Here is an 18,399-nt window from a genome sequence, read left to right on the forward strand (position 1 = left end):
AAAGACTGTCCCCGTGATCACGCGGCTCCAGTCCTGTTGGTCCGCGATCCGGTACCTGGCGGTCGGCGCGGCCTCCTCCATGGTCGCCTGGTTCGTCCTCGTCGGCATGCTCTTCGTGCTGCTGATGTGCCCGTTCGGCGTCGGGATCCCGGCGTTGCCGATCGCGCTCCAGCTGATCCGCCGTCCGGTCGGCTTCGAACGCCGCCGGGCCGCCCGCCTGCTGGGTGAGCCGATCCCCGAGCCGTACCGGTCCGGCAACCCGGTGACCGACCCGGCGTCGCGCCGGGACCTGGGCTGGCTCCTCTTCCACGGCGCCACCGGTTTCGTCGTCGGCATCTTCGCCATCGCCCTGCCGCTCGGCGGGCTCCGGCAGATCGTCACGGCGTTCATCTGGCCGATGGTGCCCGGCGGGGTGGAAAGCTCGCTCGGCTTCATGGTGACGTCGTGGCCCCTGGCCGCGCTCAGCGCGATCACCGGTGTCGGCATGGTCGCGCTGATCTTCCTGTATCCCCGCGTGGCCCGATGGCAGGCCTCCGTCGCGCGCAGGCTGCTCGCGCCCGCGCCGGGTGTCGTGCTGACCGACCGCGTCGTCGAACTGGCCGCGTCGCGTGCCGCCGCGCTGGAGGCGCACGGCGCCGAACTCCGCCGCCTCGAACGGGACCTCCACGACGGGACGCAGGCGAGGATCGCCGCGGTGGTGCTGCAGCTGGGGATCGCCGATTCGCTGTTCGACAAGGACCCTCAGCGGGCCCGGGCGTTGCTCGGCAAGGCACAGGACACCGCGACCGGCGCGCTGGCCGAACTCCGGACCGTCGTGCGCAGCATCCACCCGCCACTGCTGACCGACCGCGGCCTCGACGGCGCCGTCACCGCACTGGCCGATCGCTGCCCGGTCCCGTGCACCGTGGACGTACGCAGCCGCGGCCGCCGTCCCGCCGCCGTCGAAGCGGCCGCCTACTTCGTGGTCGCCGAGATGCTGGCCAACATCACCAAACATTCCGGCGCCGGACACGCCTGGATCACCCTCGACGGCACCGCCGACACCCTGCTCATCGAGATCCGCGACGACGGCCACGGCGGCGCGGACGAAGCCGCGGGCAGTGGCCTGTCCGGGATCCGCAAACGGGCCGAGGCGTTCGACGGGACCTTGAAACTGTCCAGCCCCTCCGGTGGGCCGACCGTACTGAAAGTGGAGCTGCCATGCGGGTCGTGATCGTCGAGGACGACGCGCTGCTGCGCGAAGGCCTGGTGATGCTGCTGAACACCTCGGGCATCGACGTCGCCGCTGCCGTGGACGACGTGGACCAGTTCCTCGAACTGGTCGCCGAGGACCGGCCCGACGCGGTGATCACCGACGTCCGGCTGCCGCCCACCCACACCGACGAAGGCCTCCGGGCCGCCGTCAAAGCACGGAAGATGTATCCAGGGCTGCCCGTGCTCGTGCTGTCCGCGCACGTCGAAACCAGCTATGCGGCGGAACTCCTCGCCGACGGCAAGGGCGCCGTCGGGTACCTGCTCAAGGAGCGGGTCGGGAAGGTGGAGAAGTTCCTCGACGCGCTGGACCGCGTCGTCAAGGGCGGGACGGCCATGGACCCCGAGGTCATCACGCAGCTGATGGCGCACCGCCGGGCGACCGACCCGCTCGAAGGGCTGACCGCGCGGGAGCGCGAGGTGCTCGGGCTGATGGCGGAGGGCTACAACAACACGACCATCGCCGAACTGCTCGTGGTGAGCGACGGCGCGGTGCACAAGCACATCCGGAACATCTTCGCGAAACTCGGGCTGCCGGAGGACAGCGGGCACCGTCGGGTCCTGGCGGTGCTGGCCTACCTGGGCGGCAAGGGCTGAACTCACGAGCCTCCGAGTTCTTCCGCGAGCCCGACGACGATGCCCTCGGGACCCCGGACGTAGCAGAGCCGATAGATGTCCTCGTACCGTTCCACCGCACCCACGAGTTCCGCGCCATGGCCACGCAGGCGGGCGACGACGTCGTCGATGTCGTCCACCGCGAACATGACACGGCGGATCCCCAGCGTGTTCGCCGGAGCGTCCTTCGGTGCGGGCGTGATGGCCTTCGGCCGGTGGAACTTCGCCAGCTCGATCCGGCCGGGACCGTCCGGGACCCGCAGCATCGCGACGTCCTGGCGGACGTCTTCGAGCCCGACCACCCGTTCCGCCCCCGGCCAATCGAGTGGCCCCTTGCCCTCCAGTTCCATTCCCAGTTCGACGAAGAACGCGATGACCGCGTCAAGGTCTTCGACGACGATGAGCACGTTGTCCATCCGCTGGATCGCCACGTTGGATCTCCTTCGCTCGGCGCGGTCGCGAAGGTAGCGCCAGCACCACCTCGCGACGGGGGCCACTCCCCTGTTCGCCCGCGCTGCCCGACCGTAGCGTCTTTCTCATGAACGACACCGAAAAGTCCGGCGGCGCACTGGTCACCGCTTCCCTCTGGCTCGTCCTCCTCGTCAGCGCGGCCACCAACGCGATCGGCCAGTTCGCCGGGATGGACTACACCTTCCGCATGATCGCCGGTGCCATCGCGATCGTGTGCATCGTGCTGCTGATCATTCGCCATCTGGCTCGCCGGAAAGCCTGAGCCATTCGACGGCCCGCGCCGCGGCGAACCCGATGAACGCGTCCCGCTCCGGCACCCGGGACCGTGCGTCGACGGCGTCGGTGAAAACCCCGACCGCGTAACGGCCGCCATCGGGATACTCGACCACGCCGACCTCGTTGCGCACGGACGGAAGCGTCCCGGTCTTGCCGCTGACGCGGATCCCGTCGTCCGGGAATCCGGAGCGGAGCCTGTGCGGCCACACCTGGAGTTCCATCCAGCGCCGGACGTCCGCGCACGCGGATGGCGACGCGGCCTCGTCACGCCAGATCATCCCGAGCAACCGGGTGATCTCTTCGGCCGTCGTTGCACAGGTGTGCTCCGGCTGGAGCGCACGCAACGCCGCGATGCGCTCCATCGGGAGTTCGGTCAGCACCTTTTCGTCGTCCTCGTAGGAGATCCCGAGGTCGTCGCCGATACCGCGGAGCACCTCCCCGCAGTCCTGTGACACGGTGGTGTACTCGAAACCGAGGCCGCGCAACGTTTTCTCCGTCGCTTCCTTGCCGACGCGGTCGAGGATCAGGTCGGTGGCGACGTTGTCGCTGATCCCGATCATCAGGATCGCGAGGTCGTACCAGGACATCGAGATCTCGTGCCGGAAGGTGGCGAGGCCGTACGGGCTCGGCGTGGGGTGTCCGGGTGGGACGGTGACCCGCTCGCCGAGGTCGAGCCCGCCCTCGGCGCCCTGCTTCGCCAGTTCCAGCGCGATCGGGACCTTGAAGACCGACGCCGTGACGACGGGGGCGTGCTCGGCGACGCCGATCCGCCGGGTGCCGTCGATTTCGGCCGCGTGCAACCGGACGCGGACGCCGGCCTGCTTAGCTCGTTCGGTGATCGTTTCGATGACTTCGGACTCGGTGGGCATGGGACTCCTGTCTGATCGAGGCGAGGCGGGCTGGGGCGGTGATGCGAAAGCCACTTTCGCAACGTTGAAGGTTGCGAAAGTGGCTTTCGCAACGTCTTCCGGTGGCTCACGTGGCAGGTGGTCATGGGGCCCAGGTGGTCGTGAGCACGCCGTGTCGCGAAAGCCACTTTCGGGACATCAGGCGTCCCGAAAGTGGCTTTCGCGACACGCGCCGAACTACCGAACACTCACGAGGCCGAGCTGGATTTCGCTGGAGCGAAAGAGAACTGCCCCGGGTTCTGCGGCACCCAGAACGCCATCACGGCGGTGAGGAACGTGGTACCGATGAGGAATCCGAACGCGGCGGTGTAGGAGAAGGTGTCGGCGAGCCACCCCATCGCGACCGGGGCGACCGCGCCCGCCACCTGGCCACCGAAGTTCATCACTCCCATGCCGATCCCGGTGACCGCGGTGGGAAGAACCCGCAGCGGCAGGCCGAAAACGGCCATCGTCGCCATGCCGAACACCGCGAGGGCGAGCGTCTCGTAGAGGGTGAACTCCGCGGTGCTGTCCGCGTTCACCATCAACGTCAGCAGTACCACGGTCACCAGCGAGATCGAGCCGAGGTACCAGCGGCCGTGATCGTGGAAGTACCGGTCGAACAGCCAGCCGCCGAGAATGGTCGTGCCGATGCTGACGAGCATCGGGATCGCGGCCAGGATCCCGGTCTGGCTCAACGACAGCCCCCTCGACTCCAGCAGGTAGCTGGGCACCCAGGTGATCATCCCGTAGTTGAGCATGTTGGTGACGCAGAAGAGCAGGGTGAACTTCCAGATCACCGGCGACTTCAGGACCTGTTTCCGGGACACCTCGGGGGTTTTGACCTCGTCGCGCGGGAGGCTGCTCAGCCTTTCGGGCAGTGCCTTCGGCAGGATCGTCCACACGGCCACGCCGATGAGCGCGCCTACGCCCGCCATCCAGAAGAACGTGTGCCGCCAGCCGACCGCCATCAGCAGCGGGCCGACGATCAGCGGCGCCAGGCCGGCGCCGATACCGCCCGCGGACAGCATCACGCCGGTCACCGTCGCGCGATTGCCCGGGGTGGTCCGCTCGGCGATCGCCTTGAACGACGCCGCCGGGAAAAGTCCTTGGCACACACCGAAAAGGCCACGGACGACGAGCAGCATGCCGAAGGTGCCCGCCATCCCGGTCATCGCGGTGAACGCCGACCAGAGCAGCAGCGTGACCAGCATCGGCCCGCGCGAGCCGTACCGGTCGGCGAGGAAACCCGCCGGGATCTGGCAGACCATGTACACCAGCGCGAACACGGTGACGAGCCAGCCTTGTTCGGTCTTGCTGAGCTCGAATTCGGCGCCGATCATCGGCAGCGCCATCCCGATCGAGAACCGGTCGATGTAGTCGACCGCCCACGCGCACACCATCACCACCATCGTGATGAGCGCCGTCCGGTTGATCCGCCGTGCTGTCCAGGTGTCCTCGTTGACCACTGCCGTCATGGCGCCTCCGCGGGATCTTCGGGAGAGGAAGGGAGAACGGCGCGAGCGTGGCGCCGATCACTCATTCTGAAACGCGGTCGCCGGACGGAGTTCGTGCGATCACACGAACATCGGCCGTCCTTTCGGGACGGGAGACCAAGGTCAGTCTTCGGCGCCCGGCGGCCCGGTCCGCGCGTCGCGGGGCAGCAGCCGCAATTGGAGCATCGCGGCGAACCGCTCCCCCGCGTCGTCGAGGTCGATCTCGCCGACTTCGGCGAGGCGCCGCAGCCGGTAGCGGAAGGTGTTCGGATGGACGTAGGCCGACGCGGACGCGGCCCCGATGTCACCGAAGGCGTCGAGCCAGCACCGAAGGGTGTGCACCAGTTGTGACTGGTGCTGGGCGTCGTAGGCGAGCAACCGCGCGACCGGTCCGGTCGCGACGTCCCCTCTGGCCGCGGCGAGATCGGCCAGCTCCAGCATGAGCGCGTCGACGTGGGCGTCTTCGGCGGTCGCGACGCGTTTGGCGCCACCGTTGGTGAGCAGCACGCGCAACGCCCGGTCCGCGCCGTCGCGGGAGGCGTGGAGTCCGGACGCGTCGAGCGCCAGCGGTCCGATGCCGATCGCGGCCGCCGCCCGGCGGCCCGTGCGCTCCAGGAAGGTCGACGCAACCCGCACCGAACGTTCCTGGCAGTCGGTCTGACCGCCGGGCATCGGGAGGATGCCGTAGGCGACGTCGCCGACCAGCGCGACGGCCGAACGCGGCTGGACGGCGCTCAGGTGCATGGCCAGCGCGTCGGCGACCCGCTGGCGATCCGCGACCAGCCGGAGATCGTCCTCGGGGTCGGGTGCGCCGAGCAGGCCCATCGCGAGCACGATCGACGGCTGGCCGAGCAATCCGAGCCGGGCGATGGCCTCCGGCGCACCGGAGCCTCCTTCGAGTGCCGTGCTCACGAGATCCGCACGCAGCCGCCGTTCGACGTCGGCGCCCGCGCGCAGCCGGAGCAGGTGCAACGCGACGAGTTTGGCGGCGTCGATCAACGCCTGGGTGCGCTCCGCGCTGAGCGGTTCCCGTACCGCCGCCCAGATCGAGCCGAGCACCTCGTCGCCGGCGCGGACGGCGAGCGCCACGCGGGGAAGCGCGATGGCGTTGTCGTCGTACCGCTGGGGATCGACGTACACGGGCGCGTGGTCCCGGTACAGCTTCTCGAAGACGCCGTCCTGTTCGAGGCCGCGGGCGAACCGCTCCGGCACCTGCCTGCCGAGGATGGTTTCCACCCGGGACGGATCCGCTTCGTCCTGGCGCCCGGAGAACGCGAGAATCCGGTTGTTGCGATCCTCGATGGTCACCGGCGCGTCGATGAGCGCGGCGATCGCGTTGGCCAGCGCGAACAGATCACCCGAAGGCATTCCGCCGAGGGTCTGCGGCGAGACCTCGCCGACGTCCTCTTCGGCGAGCAGCGTCCTCAGCATGGCGGCGAGCTGCGCCCAGGAGGCGCCGCGCGCGAGCCCCAGCAGGGCGACGCCGGACGACTCCGCGGCTCGCCGGAGTTCCGGCGCCGGGGTGACGGGAGACCGGACGACGAGCGCCGCCGCTCCTCGCGCACCCACGTCGTGCAAGAGGCGGACGACCTCGTCCCGGTCCCGCACCCCGACGCCGAGCACGACGGCCCCGCCAGGGATTTCGGATTCGTCGTGCGGATCGTGGATGACCACCCCGCCGAGCTGCTTGCGGGTGGTCCGGCCGACCACGACCGGCTCCAGGAGCACGTCCCCGAGGTCTTCGAGGACGCGTCCCAAGCTCGTGTGCGGCTTGCTGGGCACCGGTGTCAGCACCCCCCGAAGTTAAACCCGGCCTCACCGAACCGACTGGTCCGATCCGACCAAATCTAGCCTCGGATTTCGTAGCCCGCTACGAACCGATCCACGCTTTCTCCGTGGTGACCTCGTCCAGAAGATCGGGAATCGGAGTCACGCCGAGTCCCGGCCCGGTCGGTACCGGCAGGTGCCCGGCGTCGAGCACGAACGGTTCGGTGATGTCGGTGCGGTAGAACCGGCCGGACGCCGAGGTGTCGCCCGGCAGCGTGAATCCGGGCAGGGAGGCCAGCGCGACGTTGGCCGCCCGGCCGAGCCCGGTCTCGATCATCCCGCCGCACCACACCGCGATCCCGTGCGCCGCGCAGACGTCGTGCACCCGGCGGGCTTCGAGGTACCCGCCGACCCGGCCCGGTTTGATGTTGACGATCTGGCAGGCGCCGAGCTTGATCGCGTCCGCGGCGGCCTTGGCCGAGACGATCGACTCGTCGAGGCAGATCGGTGTCCGGATGCGTTTCGCCAGTTCGGCGTGGCCGAGCACGTCCTCCTCTTCGAGCGGCTGCTCGATCAGCAGGAGGTCGAACGGGTCGAGCCTGGACAGCAGAGGCGCGTCGCCCAGGGTGTACGCGGTGTTGGCGTCGACCTGCAGCAGCACGTCGTCGCCGAAGCGCTCACGCACCCGGCGGACCGGTTCGACGTCCCAGCCGGGTTCGATCTTGAGCTTGATCCGGACGTAGCCCTCGTCGAGGTAGCCGCCGACGACGTCGAGCAGATGCGGGATCGAGTCCATGATGCCGACCGAGACCCCACACGCCACGGAGTCCCGGGTGGACCCCAGCTCGGCCGCGAAGGACCGTTCGTGCGCGCGGAGTTCGGCGTCGAGGACCGCCATCTCCAACGCGCCCTTCGCCATCCGGTGGCCCTTGAACTTCGCCAGCAACGGCGTCACCTTGTGCGCGGTCACGTCCTCGGCGGCCAGCAGAGCCGGGATCAGATGGTTCCGCAGCACGTGCTCGGCGGCGTCGTTGTACTCCGACGAATAGAGCGGCGCCTCCATCGCCACGCATTCGCCCCAGCCCTCGCCCGCCGGGGTCACCGCGCGGACGAGCAGCAGTTCCCGTTCGGCCTGGATCCCGAACGACGTCCGGAACGGGGCCACGAGCGGCATCCGGACCCGGCGCAGTTCCACACCGCTGAGTTTCACGACTGCTCCTTGGAGATCACGTACCAGCCGGCACGATCGAAACCGGCGACGTGGGCGTTGTCCGCCATCAGTCCGCCGAGGACTTCGCGTAGGGCGACGCGCCACGCGTTGCCGCGACCGGGATCGGTGCGGCGTAACCGTTCGATGTCGGACGGGACGGCGACGAGGACGGCCGGCCCGGCGGTGGATCCGACGCTCGGGCCGCCGTCGGAGCCGACCGTGAGCGCCTTCGCCGCGCCCAGCGCTTCCGCGTCGATCAGTACCGGCTCGCCGAAGGCGGCGGCGCGGACCTCCGGGCTCCGGAGGTCCCAGCCGACCATCAGCCGGTCGGTGTCGCCCGAACCGTTGATGTCGTCCTCCATCGGACCGTAGAAGTCGCGCAGGTAACCGATCGGGCGCGCGCCGAGTTTGCCGAGGTTGAAGTAGGCGTTGCGCCGCACCAGCGGGTCGAACGTCCAGGTGATCACCGAAACGCCCTGCAGCAGTGCCCACCCGCGCTGGTGCAGTTTGAGCGCGTGCCCGATCCCGCGGCCCGCGCCCGCCTTGGCGACACCGGCGATATGGCTGTGCAGGCTCGCCTTTCCGGGGCTCCCGAAGAACCCGAAACAGGCACCCACCAGTTCACCGTCCGCGAACGCGCCCGCGACGTAGTTCCCGGCCGTGGACATCGCGCGGAGCAGTTCCGTGCTCACCGGTCTGCCGCCCGGCCCGGACCGCCAGATCGACTCGAACAGGCCGACCACCGCGGCCAGATCGGCGATTTCGGTCAGTTCGCGGATTTCGACGCCCGAAGCCACGGCCGCGGCCCGCGCGGCGGCGACGGCCTCGTCACGCACCACCGCCGGCGCCGGGCTGTCCGCGTTCGTAGCAAGATTCGTCACGGGGCAATCCTTTCCCGGCGCGTCGGCCGAGTCACCGTCGTGCCCTACCAGATTCGCCCGCGGGATTCGTCGCGCCGGACGGACCCCGCTTCGCGAGGACGTTCTCCACGAGCGCGGCCAGCAAAGCGGTCCGGCGCGGCAGTTCCGCCACGACGACGTGTTCGTGATCCGCGTGCGCGCCGCCACCGACGGCGCCCAGGCCGTCCAGGGTCGGGACTCCCATCCCGGCGGTGTAGTTGCCGTCCGAAGCACCGCCGACCGACGCGGAAACCAGTTCTCCGAGGCCGAGCTCCTCCGCCAGATCCTGCGCCAGGGCGAACAATGCCGCCGACGAGCCCTCTTCGAGCGGCGGACGGTTGATCCCGCCGGTCACCCGGACCTCGGCGTCCGCCAAGACCGGGCGAAGTTCCCGGATGGCCCGGTCGACACGGAGTTGTTCCGCCTCGTTCCAGACACGGACGTCCACGGCCACCCTCGCCGCGGCGGGAACGGTGTTGACCGTCGTACCCGCCGAGACGACGGTGGGGGTCACGCTGGTCCCGGCATCGGGATCGGCGAGCGCGGCCACCGCGAGGATCTGGTGGGAGATCTCGATTCCCGCGTTGACGCCCTTCTCCGGTTCGAGTCCGGCGTGCGCGGCGCGGCCGGCCACCTCGACCCGGTAGTGGGAAACGCCCTTACGGCGGCACTTCAGCGCGCCGCCGTCGGCAGAGGCCTCCAGCACGAAGGCCGCGTCGCATCCCGCGGCGCTCTCCTCGATCAGCGCGCGGGAGGACGGCGAGCCGATCTCCTCGTCGCCGGTGACCAGGATGGACAGTCCGCCGCGATCGGGCACGGTCGCGGCGGCGTGCAGAGCCATCACGACTCCCGCCTTCATATCGAAGCAACCGGGTCCGCGCAACACTCCGTCCCGCACGGAGAACGGATGGGTCTCCAGAGAACCGTGCGGCCACACCGTGTCGTGGTGACCGAGCAGCAGGACACGCGGCGGTCCGGCGCCGAAGCTCCAGCGCAGATGGGTGACGCCGTCGACGACGATCCTCTCCGGATCCACGCCGAGCAGTCTCCGGCCGAGTCCGGCCACCACTTCGGCGCTGCGGGCCACCGCTTCGTGGTCCGAAGACGGCGATTCGCAGCGGACGAGCGTCTCGATGTCCGCGAGCAGGTCGCTCATCGCGGCTCACCCCGCAGCGGCTTGCCGGGGAACGCGTCCGTGCGCAGATTCCCGTCGGTGACGACCGGGACACCCGAGACGAACAGGTGCCGGACACCGACGGAAGGCCTGGTCGGGTCGAAGTAGGTGGCCGCGTCGGTGATCGCGTGCGGGTCGATCACGACGATGTCCGCGTCGGCACCGACGTTGAGCCGCCCCTTGGCCAGCGCCCCGGGGGCGACCTCGTCGAGCACGCGCGCCGGCAGGTAGGAGCATCGCCGGAACGCCTCCAGCCAGGTCCAGGCCTTGCTTTCACGCACCATGAGGCGCAACGTCTTGGCGTAGGTGCCGGAGGTGCGCGGATGCGTCGCGCCGCCGGGCGGAAGCGGCCATTCGGTGCTCTCGCTGGTGCCGTTCTTCCAGTACACGGGCAGCGCGTCGCTGGCGACGATAGCGTCCGGGAACGCGAGCGCCTGGTGCAGCAGGCCGAGGTCGTGCGGGCTGCTCTCGTCGAGGAACTCGAGGATGCACGGCGCGCCGGGATCCTCGGCGCGCACCTGGAGCAAGCGGCCTTCGTCGGCGATGCGCTCCCCCGACTCCAGCATGATCACGCTGGACGGGGACAGCCCCTTCATCTTCAACCGCTCGGGCGAAAGGAAGGCGGCGCCGATACCCGTGCTGCCCGCCCCGTATGGATAGGCCTCGACGGTCACCCTCGACCCGGCCGCCCGTCCCGTTTCGAGCGCCGCGAGCACCCGCTCGATCTGGTGGCCGGACGTGCTGTTCACGTGACAGTGGTGCATCGCGGCACCGGTCTCGGCCGCGACGATCGCGATCTCGGCCGAACCGTCGATCGGTGTCTCCGGGTTCACCTCGACCAGTTCACGGACATGGGTGTACGTCGGTGCCCCGGCCTCCTTCGCCAGCCTGGCCAGCGCGAGGAACTCGCCGGGGTCGGTGTCGGGCGCGTAGCCGAGCAGCACGCCGACGCCGAGCGCGCCCGCGGCCAGTTCACCGTCCACAAGGGACAGCCAAGCCGCCAGTTCCTTCGGTGACGAAGTCCGTTGCCAGGCGGGGTTTCCGAGCACCGCGAGCCCGCTGTCGATATTCGCGTCCGGCTCGATCCCGGCGAGCACCTGCGCCCGCGCGGCACCCCAGGACGCGGAAAAACCGTAGTGCAGCGGGCGACCCGCGGCGGCCGCCTCGGCGTAGGCCCGCTCGATCGGCATCAGCCCGGCTTCGAGGTCGAGCGCGGTGGTCACCCCGTCCATCGCCTGGAGCCGCTGGCCCGCGATGGTGTGCACGTGGCTGTGCAGGTCGATGAAACCCGGCCCGACGACGAGCCCGGAGACGTCGATCTCCACGTCACCCGGCTCCGTGGCCAGCCCCTCGCCGACGGCGGTGACCACCCCGTCGGATACCAGCACGTCGGCCGTGCCGTCGAACCCCGTCGCCGGATCGATGACACGACCGCCACGCAAGAGTGTCCGCATGCTTCGCCTCCTAGGATCGCCTCGTTCATGGCGACCCTAGGAGGTTTCGGCGGGCGTCCGTTCGTACCGCGCGACGAATCCGGCCCCCTCGATCCATCCGTCCGTACCAACCGCTCGTGAGTGGCAAGGACGGTTCCAACCGCCCTTGCCACTCACGAGCCCGCTGGCGGTTCCCAGCCGGTCCGGGCCCGCGGAGCCACGTCGCGAAGTCTCGCTCGCAGCGGCGGCCGCGAGCTTGAGTGTCGCGAAAGCCACTTTCGGGACGTCTGGTGTCCCGAAAGTGGCTTTCGCGACGCGGGCCTTCGGCGCGAAGGAAGCCGGTCAGCGGCCGCGGTGCTCGGCGATGATCTCCGCGTACCGGTGCCCGCTCGCCTTGACCGTGCGGACCTGCGTGTCGTAGTCGACCCGCACCAGCCCGAACCGTTTGCTCAGCCCGCTGTCCCATTCGAAGTTGTCGAGCAGCGACCACGCGAAGTAGCCCTTCACCGGGGCCCCCGCTTCGGCGGCACCCGCCACCGCGCCCAGATGTTCCTCCAGGTAGGCGATGCGGTCCGCGTCGTGGATCGATCCGTCCTCGGCGACCTTGTCGTCGAAGGCTGCCCCGCTCTCGGTGACGTAGATCGCGCGGGCCCCGTACTCGTTGGCCAGCCGGTGGATCAGGTCCGCCAGCCCCTGTCCGTGGATCTCCCAGCCCATCGCGGTGGTTGCCGCGCCCTCGACCGGCACCTGCCGGGCACGCGGGGCCGGCCCCTCCGGGTCGTCCTCGACGATCTGCCGGAAGTAGTAGTTCAGCCCGTGGAAACCGACCGGCGCCGAGATCACCTCCAGGTCGTCACCGACCACGGGTGGTTCGACGCCGTAGACCTCGATCATGTCCGCGGGATAGCCGCGGCCGTTCGACGGGTCGAGCCACCAGCGGTTGACGTGCCCGTCCATCCGCGCCGCCGCCTCGACGTCCGCGGTGGAGTCCGACGCGGGCTCGATCCCGCTGAGATTGACCACGAGACCGATGTTCGCAGGCTGGACGGCGTTCGCGGTGATCGCCTGTACCCCGAGGCCGTGCGCGAGCAGGAGATGGTGCGACGCGTGGACGGCCTGCTCGAGATCCTCGACGCCGGGGGCGAAACGGCCTTCGAGGTAGCCGAGCCAGGCCGAGCACAGCGGTTCGTTGACCGTGTTCCAATCCTTCACGCGGTCGCCCAGCCGAGCCGCCACGACCGCCGCGTAGTCCGCGTAGGCATATGCCGTGTCACGCTCGGGCCAGCCGCCCTCCAGCGCGGAAGGCAGGTCCCAGTGGAACAGCGTGGCGAACGGCCGGATCCCGGCTTCGAGCAGCGCGTCGACCAGCCGGTCGTAGAAGTCGAGACCAGCCGCGTTGACGGCGCCGCGACCGGTCGGGATCACCCGCGGCCACGCGACCGAGAAACGGTAGGCGTCGAGGCCCAGCTTCTTCATGATGGCGAGATCCTCCGGCCAGCGCCGGTAGTGATCACACGCGACGTCGGCGGTGTCGCCGTTCAGGACGGCACCCGGGACCCGGACGAAGTCGTCCCAGATGGACGGGAGGCGGCCGTCGGCGTCGACGGCACCTTCGACCTGGTACGCGGCGGTGGCCGCACCCCACAGGAAATCGGCGGGCAGGTGCAGATTCAAGGCGGACCTCTCTGTACGGAGCGGCGGGCGGGTCATTTCACGGCACCGGCGGTGAGCCCGGCGACGAGATAACGCTGGAGCAGCAGGAATCCGGCGACGACCGGGACGGAGACGATCAGGGACGCGGCCATGACCTGGTTCCAGTACACCTGGACCTGGGTGGAGTACTCCTGGAGACCGACCGCGAGGGTCCGCGTGCCCGAATCGGTCATCACCGACGCGAACAGCACCTCGCCCCAGGCCGTCATGAACGAGTAGATCCCGACCGCGACGATGCCCGGCATGGCCGCGGGGATGACCACCCTGATCAGCGCGCCGAGTGGCCCCGTGCCGTCGACCATCGCGGCCTCGTCGAGTTCCTTGGGGATCGAGTCGATGTAGCCGGCCAGCATCCAGATCGCGAACGGCAGCGAGAAGGTCAGGTAGGTGATGATCAGCCCGAGCCGCGAGCCGTACAGGACGATGCCGGTGGTGTTGCCGATGTTGACGAAGATGAGGAACAGCGGCAGCAGGAACAGGATGCCGGGGAACATCTGCGTGGACAGCACGGTCATCTTGAAGAAGTTCTTGCCCCGGAACCGGAAGCGGCTCAAGGCGTAGGCCGCGAAGATCGCGATCACCACCGAGAGGATCGCGGCCGAGCCGGAGATGACCAGGCTGTTCACGAAGTATTCGGCGAGCGGGATGGTCTCCCAGATGTCGAAGAACGGCTGGATCGTCAGCGTCGTCGGCACCCATTCCCAGGCGCCCTGCACGTCCCCGAGCGGCTTCAGTGACGAGGAAACCATCGCGTACAACGGCACCAGCGTGAACAGGGCGAGGAAGCCGAGGACGAATCGGCGGGCCCACGGGACCCAGCGGGGCTCAGACAACGGCGTTCCTCCTCCGCGCGGTCAGTCCCAAGTAGACGGTGCTGACGATGAGCAGGAACAGCAGCAACAGCACCGACATCGCCGAGCCGAGGCCGAAGTTCCAGGTCACGAAGGAACTCTGGTAGATGTGGATCGAGATCAGCGACGCCTCCTTCGGCGCGGACGCTCCGAAAAGGACATACGGCGTGTTGAAATCGTTGAAGGTCCACAGGAACAGCACCAGCAGCAGCACCTGGTTGACCGGCCGCAGCATCGGCTGGGTGATCGCCTGGAACTGGCGCCACCAGCCCGCGCCGTCGATGGCCGCCGCTTCGTACAGTTCGCCGGGGATGTTCTGCAGCCCGGCCATCACGATCAGGAACGCGAACGGCCAGTTCCGCCAGACCGAGACCACCACCAGCGACCAGAAGCTGTTGTCCCCGATGAGCCAGAAGGAGTCGGTGCCCAGCAGATCGTTCACCAGGCCGGTGTCCTTCTGGAACATGAACGACCAGGTGATCACCGCGGCGTACATCGGCAGCGCGTACGGCACCAGGAACAGCGTCCTGAGCAGGCCACGCCCCCGGAAGTTCTTCTGCATCAGCACGGCGGCCGAGGTGCCGAAGAGCCAGCAGAACCCGACCGAGAGCACGGTGTAGAGGACGGTGATCCAGAACGAGCCGAGCAGCGACTTGCCCGCCGCCGAGTCGAAGTCCAGGACGAACCTGTAGTTGTCCAGCCCCGCGGCCGGGGCGGACGAGAAGTCCCGGATGTAGAACTGCGTCAGCTTGAAGAAGCTCATCACGAGCCCGGCGATCATCGGGATCAGGTGGACGAGCAGTTCGAGCAGGATCGCGGGCAGCAGGAGCAGATACGGCAGCGCGACCATCCGCCGTTTGCGCCGGACACGCCGCGGCCGGGGCGCCCCGGCCGCCTTCACGGCCGGGGCGTCGTCGAGAGCGGTCGGCATCAACTACCGGCCGCGATCTGCTGGTCCGCCTGGTTCAGCTGGTCCCGGATCTTGGCTCCGTCGACCGGCTTGCCCGCGGCGACGTCGGCGAACATCGCCTTCATCGCGGTGCCGATCAGGGTCTCGAACTGCGACTCCTGCGGGACCTGCGGCATCGGCTCCGCCGAATTCGCGAGCACGTTCTGGAAGACCTTGACGTCTTCGGTCTGGAACGCGGCGTCGCCGTAGGCGTCCTGGACGGTCGGCAGCGAGCCGTAGGTCTTGTTGAGCAGCGCCTGCTCCGGCGCCGAGACCATGAACTTCACGAAGTCCAGTGCGGCGTCGGGGTTCTTGGTGTTCTTGAAGACCGCCATGTTGATACCCGCGACGAAGCTGGTCACCTTCCGGCCGTTCGGCGGCGCGGCGGCGGGCAGCGGGATCGGCGCGACGCCGAGGTTCGCCATGTCCATCCCGATGTTCTTGAACGACCCCGCGGAGGCCTGGTTCATGAACATCGCGGCCTTGCCGTCCGACAGGTCCTTGAGGGATTTGGCGGTGTCGGCGTACTCGGCGTTGGCCGGATCGACGATCTTGTCCTTCTGCATCAGGTCGACGAACTGCTGCACGGCCGCGACCGACGGATCCGAGGCCAGCTGCGGTTTACCCTCGGGCGTGAAGAACTGAGCACCGTGCTGGGCGCCGAGGATCGCCGCGTGGTGGCTGTTCTCGGTGACCTGACCGGCCTGGAGCGACAGCCCCCACTGGCCCTTGTCGGGCTTGGTGAGCTTCTTGCCGTCCTCGACGAGCTCCTCCCAGGTGGCGGGAGGCTTGGCGATGCCGGCCTCCGCGAAGAGTTTCTTGTTGTAGTACAGGCCGTACGCCTGGCCGTAGAGCGGTACGCCGACCGGCGGCTGCCCGCTCGCCCCGGTGGCCGCCAGCGACGGGCCGAGGAAGCGCGGTTTGCCGCCGACCTTCTCCAGCGCGGCGTCGTCGAACGGCTGGAACGCCCCGGTCGCCTGCAACGAGGCCGACCACGTGTTGCCGATGTTGAGCACGTCCGGGCCCTTGCCGGAGGTGGTGGCCGCGAGGATCCGGTTGAGCAGATCCGTCCACGGGACGACCTCGAGCTTGACCTTGATCCCGGAGGCCTTCTCGAACTTGTCGAGTTCGGGCTGCAGGACGGCCTTGTCGTTGTCGAGACTGGTGCCCTGGTTGGACGCCCAGTACACGAGCTCCTTGGGGGCACTGGACGACGTGTCGCCGCCGCCGCACGCCGTCGTGGCGGCAGCCGCCAGCGCCAGGACGAGCGCGGGAGCGATCTTTCCGATTCGCATCGATGGTCCTCGGGGTGAGTGGCCAAGCCGCGCCCGGAACCTGTGACCCGAGACACGTCTTATTTCAGGGCTTGAGTTAAGCCTTGGCCAACCTTGCCGTCAAGACCTTGAACGCCAATTCGTCCGGCTCGTTCACTCCCTCGTCAGCACGGCGAAGGCCTCGCCGCGATGGACGGCGAAGAGTTCGAGCGCCTTCTCGCCGTCGCGAGCACGAAGTGCGGCCGCCAGCCGGCGATGTTCGGCCGGGATGCTCGCGAGGTAGCCGTCGGAGCTCACGCCGATCCGGGTCAGCAGGAACAGGTGCACCTGCGACCGGATCGCCTGCCACGCCTCGACGAGCCGCCGATGACCGGACGCCGCGTAGACCGCGTCGTGGAAGTCGATGTCACAGCGGACCATCTCGTGCTCGTCGCGTGCCCGGTCCATCCGGTCGACGACCTCGTCGATCGCGGCCAGGTCCGCGTCCGGCGCGTTCGCGACCACGAGCCGGACGGCCAGCTGTTCCAGCGCCGACCGCAGGCTGTCGAGTTCCGCGACGTCCACATCGGACAGGGTCGTGACGATCGCGCCGCGGTGCCATTCGCTGCGGACCAGGCCCTCGCGCTCCAGTTTCAGCAGCGCTTCGCGCACCGGACCGCGGCTGACGCCGAGCGCCTCCGAAAGCTCGACCTCGCGCAACTGCGCGCCGGGCGGATACGCGCCGCCGAAGATGGCGTCCCTGACCCTGTCGGCGACCTCGTCCGCCAGCCCGCGACGACGTGCCGGCACCACCCTGCCGGGTTCGCTCATCCTCATCCTTCCGACCGGAACGCCCGATACTAGCGACCCTGCTCTTGTCCTAATGTTAACATTGCGACAACCGCCGTCCCGCCGGAAAGGATGCCCCGGACATGACCGTCCTCGACTCCCCCCTCCCCCGCTTCCACCTCGCCATGCCGGTCGACGACCTCGCCGCCGCGCGCACCTTCTACGGTGAGGTCCTCGGCCTCGAACAGGGCCGCAGCTCCGACACGTGGATCGACTGGAACCTCCACGGCCACCAGTTCGTCACGCACCTCGCGCCGGAGCGGCCGCAGAGGATCCACAACCCCGTGGACGGGCACGACGTTCCCGTGCCCCACTTCGGGTTGATCCTCACCGTGCCGGAGTTCCGGAAGCTCGCGGACCGGCTGCGCGCGGCGGACACCTCGTTCGTCATCGAGCCTTACGTCCGCTTCGAGGGTCAGACCGGGGAGCAGTGGACGATGTTCCTTCTGGACCCCGCGGGCAACGCCCTGGAGTTCAAGGCTTTCGCCGACGACTCGCAGGTTTTCGCCGCCTGACCGCGGTCCGTGAAGGCCTCCTTGCCTACCCTGACGGTAGTGAAGGAGGCCTTCACTACCGTCAGGGTCGCCACTCTCGGCCCAGATACACCAGCGACCACACAGCCACAGCGGCGGCCGCGCGTGAAGGGCCCCTTCCCTCGGCTCAGCCGAGGAAACTCGACCTTCACACCTTCCCAGCACATGAAGGCGGGCACGCAATCGATAACCTCCGCATTATCGATCGGGTCGACCTTCCGCGTTGATCAGCGGCAGGCGCGGCGAGAAGCTGGTCCTGTCAGATCACGAAGGACCAAGGAGACGCCGCCATGTTCGACCCCATCCTGCACCGAGCCGCCGACGCCGAGATCGTCAGCGACGCGCCGGGCAGCGAAATCACGCTGCTGGCCGACTCGGACACCACCGGCGGGGGCTTCACCGCGAACCGCGCGACCCTGAAGGACGGCGTCTTCGGTACCCCGGCGCATTTCCACACCCGGGCGACCGAATTCTTCTTCGTGCTCGAAGGGAAACTCCAGGTCCTGGTCGAGGAAACCCTGCACACGCTGGAGAAGGGCGACTTCCTCGCGGTGCCGCCCAAGGTACCGCACGCGTTCGGCCCCGCCGCCGGATCGGACGCCGACGTCCTGGTCACCTTCACGCCCGGCATGGCCCGTTTCGACTACTACCGGCTCCTCGACCGGGTCGCGCGTGGCGAAGCCGCCCCGGCGGAGATCGCGGCGTCGTCGAAGCAGTACGACAACCACTACGTCGACAGCCCGGTCTGGCGCGCCGCCCGCGGTCAGTGAGC

General features: G+C 69.0%; 18 protein-coding genes. 5 read left to right on the top strand and 13 right to left on the bottom strand.

All coding sequences use genetic code 11. The features are described 5' to 3' along the window. Positions 1 to 13 precede the first annotated feature (13 nt). Positions 14 to 1,213 (top strand): sensor histidine kinase, encoded by a 1,200-nt coding sequence (locus tag ACZ1DY_RS23655; RefSeq protein ID WP_465480865.1) that lies wholly within the window; start codon positions 14 to 16, stop codon positions 1,211 to 1,213. Continuing rightward, the gene (locus ACZ1DY_RS23660; protein ID WP_257486375.1) at positions 1,201 to 1,848 is read left to right on the top strand and encodes a response regulator transcription factor; all 648 of its coding nucleotides are present in this window, start codon (positions 1,201 to 1,203) and stop codon (positions 1,846 to 1,848) included. Before ACZ1DY_RS23655 ends, ACZ1DY_RS23660 begins: the two co-directional genes overlap by 13 nt. Positions 1,849 to 1,850: 2 nt before the next feature. On the opposite strand, the gene ACZ1DY_RS23665 is transcribed toward ACZ1DY_RS23660, so the two are convergent. Continuing rightward, entirely contained in the window at positions 1,851 to 2,297 is a 447-nt protein-coding gene (locus ACZ1DY_RS23665) for a VOC family protein (RefSeq protein WP_465480866.1), read from the bottom strand. Between the two features lie 107 nt (positions 2,298 to 2,404). Between ACZ1DY_RS23665 and ACZ1DY_RS23670 the strand changes: the two genes are divergently transcribed. Then, positions 2,405 to 2,599, top strand: a complete 195-nt coding sequence (locus ACZ1DY_RS23670; RefSeq protein WP_126735059.1) for a hypothetical protein — start codon at positions 2,405 to 2,407, stop codon at positions 2,597 to 2,599. Here the strand turns inward: ACZ1DY_RS23670 and ACZ1DY_RS23675 are convergent. From ACZ1DY_RS23675 to ACZ1DY_RS23730, 12 genes are all read right to left on the bottom strand, one after another. Then, the gene (locus ACZ1DY_RS23675; RefSeq protein ID WP_465480867.1) at positions 2,568 to 3,482 is read right to left on the bottom strand and encodes a serine hydrolase; all 915 of its coding nucleotides are present in this window, start codon (positions 3,480 to 3,482) and stop codon (positions 2,568 to 2,570) included. The genes ACZ1DY_RS23670 and ACZ1DY_RS23675 overlap by 32 nt on opposite strands. 227 nt (positions 3,483 to 3,709) lie before the next feature. Then, positions 3,710 to 4,978 (bottom strand): MFS transporter, encoded by a 1,269-nt coding sequence (locus ACZ1DY_RS23680; protein WP_257486372.1) that lies wholly within the window; start codon positions 4,976 to 4,978, stop codon positions 3,710 to 3,712. A gap of 141 nt (positions 4,979 to 5,119) precedes the next feature. After that, positions 5,120 to 6,790 (bottom strand): PucR family transcriptional regulator, encoded by a 1,671-nt coding sequence (locus tag ACZ1DY_RS23685; protein ID WP_257486371.1) that lies wholly within the window; start codon positions 6,788 to 6,790, stop codon positions 5,120 to 5,122. Positions 6,791 to 6,866: 76 nt separating this feature from the next. Continuing rightward, entirely contained in the window at positions 6,867 to 7,973 is a 1,107-nt protein-coding gene (gene menC, locus ACZ1DY_RS23690) for an o-succinylbenzoate synthase (protein ID WP_465480868.1), read from the bottom strand. After that, a complete protein-coding gene (locus ACZ1DY_RS23695) occupies positions 7,970 to 8,854 on the bottom strand; it encodes a GNAT family N-acetyltransferase (RefSeq protein WP_465480869.1) in 885 nt (294 codons plus the stop codon). The genes menC and ACZ1DY_RS23695 overlap by 4 nt, the downstream gene beginning before the upstream one ends. 31 nt (positions 8,855 to 8,885) lie before the next feature. Continuing rightward, the gene (locus tag ACZ1DY_RS23700; RefSeq protein WP_465480870.1) at positions 8,886 to 10,028 is read right to left on the bottom strand and encodes a M20 family metallopeptidase; all 1,143 of its coding nucleotides are present in this window, start codon (positions 10,026 to 10,028) and stop codon (positions 8,886 to 8,888) included. Further along, the gene (locus tag ACZ1DY_RS23705) at positions 10,025 to 11,500 is read right to left on the bottom strand and encodes an amidohydrolase family protein (protein ID WP_465480871.1); all 1,476 of its coding nucleotides are present in this window, start codon (positions 11,498 to 11,500) and stop codon (positions 10,025 to 10,027) included. Before ACZ1DY_RS23705 ends, ACZ1DY_RS23700 begins: the two co-directional genes overlap by 4 nt. Before the next feature lie 321 nt (positions 11,501 to 11,821). Then, positions 11,822 to 13,153, bottom strand: a complete 1,332-nt coding sequence (locus ACZ1DY_RS23710; RefSeq protein ID WP_465480872.1) for a GH1 family beta-glucosidase — start codon at positions 13,151 to 13,153, stop codon at positions 11,822 to 11,824. Between the two features lie 32 nt (positions 13,154 to 13,185). Then, positions 13,186 to 14,025, bottom strand: a complete 840-nt coding sequence (locus ACZ1DY_RS23715) for a carbohydrate ABC transporter permease (RefSeq protein WP_465480873.1) — start codon at positions 14,023 to 14,025, stop codon at positions 13,186 to 13,188. Continuing rightward, positions 14,018 to 14,974, bottom strand: a complete 957-nt coding sequence (locus ACZ1DY_RS23720) for a carbohydrate ABC transporter permease (RefSeq protein ID WP_465480874.1) — start codon at positions 14,972 to 14,974, stop codon at positions 14,018 to 14,020. The genes ACZ1DY_RS23715 and ACZ1DY_RS23720 overlap by 8 nt, the downstream gene beginning before the upstream one ends. Then, entirely contained in the window at positions 14,974 to 16,287 is a 1,314-nt protein-coding gene (locus ACZ1DY_RS23725) for an ABC transporter substrate-binding protein (protein ID WP_465480875.1), read from the bottom strand. The genes ACZ1DY_RS23720 and ACZ1DY_RS23725 overlap by 1 nt, the downstream gene beginning before the upstream one ends. A gap of 132 nt (positions 16,288 to 16,419) precedes the next feature. Beyond that, complete coding sequence (locus tag ACZ1DY_RS23730; protein WP_257486362.1) at positions 16,420 to 17,076, bottom strand: GntR family transcriptional regulator; 657 nt, start codon at positions 17,074 to 17,076, stop codon at positions 16,420 to 16,422. Between the two features lie 101 nt (positions 17,077 to 17,177). On the opposite strand from ACZ1DY_RS23730, the gene ACZ1DY_RS23735 reads away from it, so the two are divergent. Together ACZ1DY_RS23735 and ACZ1DY_RS23740 are read left to right on the top strand one after the other, a co-directional pair. Continuing rightward, positions 17,178 to 17,609 (top strand): VOC family protein, encoded by a 432-nt coding sequence (locus ACZ1DY_RS23735; RefSeq protein WP_465480876.1) that lies wholly within the window; start codon positions 17,178 to 17,180, stop codon positions 17,607 to 17,609. Between the two features lie 308 nt (positions 17,610 to 17,917). After that, positions 17,918 to 18,397 (top strand): cupin domain-containing protein, encoded by a 480-nt coding sequence (locus ACZ1DY_RS23740; RefSeq protein ID WP_465480877.1) that lies wholly within the window; start codon positions 17,918 to 17,920, stop codon positions 18,395 to 18,397. The last annotated feature ends 2 nt before the right edge of the window (positions 18,398 to 18,399 follow it).

This window comes from Amycolatopsis sp. PSD-21 (assembly GCF_055561455.1).